Genomic DNA, 3,200 nt, shown 5'->3' with positions numbered 1-3,200 from the left:
CCTGGGTCTGGTGGCGGGGCTGATCGGTTGCCGGTTGTCGTTTGAGATTTGCATAGTGGACGCGAGCATCTTTGTGGCCAAGTTTTTTAGGGCACACGGTGGATGCCTTGGTACCAGGAGCCGATGAAGGACGTGGAAGGCTGCGTTAAGCCTCGGGGAGTCGCCAGTCAGACTTTGATCCGGGGATGTCCGAATGGGGAAACCTGGCCCGAGTCATGTCGGGTCGCCTCCGCCTGAATGTATAGGGCGGTTGGTGGTAACGCGGGGAAGTGAAACATCTCAGTACCCGTAGGAAGAGAAAACAAGAGTGATTCCGTGAGTAGTGGTGAGCGAAAGCGGATGAGGCCAAACCATGCGCGTGTGATAGCCGGCGGGCGTTGCGTGTGTGGGGTTGCGGGACCTTTCTGACCTTTCCGCTGGGGGGTCGGGCAGTGAAAAATCCAGTGGGTAGCCGAACACTCTGGGAAGGGTGGCCGGAGACCGTGATAGCCGGGTAGGCGAAATCTGCTGGACTGCTGAAGGGGATCCCAAGTAGCACGGGGCCCGAGAAATCCTGTGTGAATCTGCCAGGACCACCTGGTAAGCCTGAATACTCCCTGGTGACCGATAGTGAACGAGTACCGTGAGGGAAAGGTGAAAAGCGCCCCGGTGAGGGGTCGTGAAATAGTACCTGAAACCGTGTGCCTACAAGCCGTAGGAGCGTGCACAGGCGCAAGTCTGTGTGTGATGTGACTGCGTGCCTTTTGAAGAATGAGCCTGCGAGTTATGGTGTGTGGCGAGGTTAACCTGTGCGGGGTAGCCGTAGCGAAAGCGAGTCTGAACAGGGCGTTTGAGTCGCATGCTGTAGACCCGAAGCGGAGTGATCTACGCATGGGCAGGGTGAAGCTCAGGTAAGACTGGGTGGAGGCCCGAACCCACCAGGGTTGAAAACCTGGGGGATGACCTGTGTGTAGGGGTGAAAGGCCAATCAAACTCCGTGATAGCTGGTTCTCCCCGAAATGCATTTAGGTGCAGCGTTGCGTGTTTCTTGCCGGAGGTAGAGCACTGGATGGCTGATGGGCCTTACCGGGTTACTGACGTCAGCCAAACTCCGAATGCCGGTAAGTGAGAGCGTGGCAGTGAGACTGCGGGGGATAAGCTCCGTGGTCGAGAGGGAAACAGCCCAGATCATCGACTAAGGCCCCTAAGCGTGTGCTAAGTGGGAAAGGATGTGGAGTTGCTGTGACAACCAGGAGGTTGGCTTAGAAGCAGCCACCCTTGAAAGAGTGCGTAATAGCTCACTGGTCAAGTGATTCCGCGCCGATAATGTAGCGGGGCTCAAGTACACCGCCGAAGTCGTGGCACTCACACCGAAGGGTGTGGGTGGGTAGGGGAGCGTCGTGCTCTGGGTGAAGCCTCCTGGTGATGGGGGGTGGACGGGGTGCGAGTGAGAATGCAGGCATGAGTAGCGTTTCAGAAGTGAGAATCTTCTGCGCCGGATGACCAAGGGTTCCTGGGGCAGGCTTTTCCGCCCAGGGTAAGTCGGGGCCTAAGGCGAGGCCGACAGGCGTAGTCGATGGATGACGGGTTGATATTCCCGTACCCGCTACGGCGCGCCAATATCGAGGCCGGTGATACTAAGGGTCCTTAGCTCGGTCTCTCCTTCGGGAGGGGCGTCAGAGTGAACGCCTGGCCTGATCTGGTAGTAGGTAAGCGATGGGGTGACGCAGGAGGGTAGCCCATCCCAGGCGGTGGTTGTCCTGGGGTAAGCATGTAGGGCGAGGAGCAGGTAAATCCGTTCCTCATTGAGCCTGAGGTGTGATGCCGAGCCGATTGTGGTGAAGTGGGTGATCCCATGCTGTCGAGAAAAGCCTCTAGCGAGTGTCGTGGCGGCCCGTACCCTAAACCGACTCAGGTGGTCAGGTAGAGAATACCGAGGCGTTCGGGTGAACTGTGGTTAAGGAACTCGGCAAATTGCCCCCGTAACTTCGGGAGAAGGGGGGCCTTCGCTGGTGTAGGACTTTGCGTTCGAAGCTGGTGGGGGCCGCAGTGGCCAGGGGGAAGCGACTGTTTATTAAAAACACAGGTCCGTGCGAAGTCGTAAGACGATGTATACGGACTGACGCCTGCCCGGTGCCGGAACGTTAAGGGGACCGGTTAGTGGACGTAAGTCTGCGAAGCTGAGAACTTAAGCGCCGGTAAACGGCGGTGGTAACTATAACCATCCTAAGGTAGCGAAATTCCTTGTCGGGTAAGTTCCGACCTGCACGAATGGCGTAACGACTTCCCCGCTGTCTCAACCGCAGACCCGGCGAAATTGCATTACGAGTAAAGATGCTCGTTACGCGCAGCAGGACGGAAAGACCCCGGGACCTTCACTATAGCTTGACATTGGCGTTTGAGGCATCTTGTGTAGGATAGGTGGGAGGCTGTGAAGCTCGGACGCTAGTTCGGGTGGAGCCGCTGGTGAAATACCACTCTGGTTGTTTTGGGCGTCTAACCTGGGGCCGTGATCCGGTTCAGGGACAGTGTCTGGTGGGTAGTTTAACTGGGGCGGTTGCCTCCTAAAGGGTAACGGAGGCGCCCAAAGGTTCCCTCATCCTGGTTGGCAATCAGGTGTTGAGTGTAAGTGCACAAGGGGGCTTGACTGTGAGACTGACGGGTCGAGCAGGAGCGAAAGCTGGGACTAGTGATCCGGCATCGGCTTGTGGGAGCGGTGTCGCTCAACGGCTAAAAGGTACCCCGGGGATAACAGGCTGATCTTCCCCAAGAGTCCATATCGACGGGATGGTTTGGCACCTCGATGTCGGCTCGTCGCATCCTGGGGCTGGAGTAGGTCCCAAGGGTTGGGCTGTTCGCCCATTAAAGCGGTACGCGAGCTGGGTTTAGAACGTCGCGAGACAGTTCGGTCCCTATCCGCTGCGCGCGTAGGAGACTTGAAGGGGGCTGTCCCTAGTACGAGAGGACCGGGACGGACGAACCTCTGGTGTGCCAGTTGTTCTGCCAAGGGCATGGCTGGTTGGCTACGTTCGGGAGGGATAACCGCTGAAAGCATCTAAGCGGGAAGCTTGCCTTGAGATGAGGTCTCCCACCCTGTGAGGGGGTAAGGCTCCCGGTTGACGATCGGGTTGATAGGCCGGGTGTGGAAGCATAGTAATGTGTGGAGCTGACCGGTACTAATAGGCCGAGGACTTGACCACAAGGTTTTCCTTGTGTGGTGT

1 rRNA gene is annotated in these 3,200 nt (G+C 57.6%); it reads left to right on the top strand.

What is annotated here, in order from left to right:
- Positions 1-75 precede the first annotated feature (75 nt).
- Positions 76-3,179: ribosomal RNA gene (locus Ssi02_RS38375) — 23S ribosomal RNA — on the top strand.
- Positions 3,180-3,200: the final 21 nt, after the last annotated feature.

It is taken from the genome of Sinosporangium siamense, assembly GCF_016863435.1.
In the GTDB taxonomy this organism is placed as follows: Bacteria; Actinomycetota; Actinomycetes; order Streptosporangiales; family Streptosporangiaceae; genus Sinosporangium; species Sinosporangium siamense.
The sequence above is the reverse complement of the archived record's forward strand: the minus strand, read 5'-3'. Positions and strand labels throughout refer to the sequence as shown.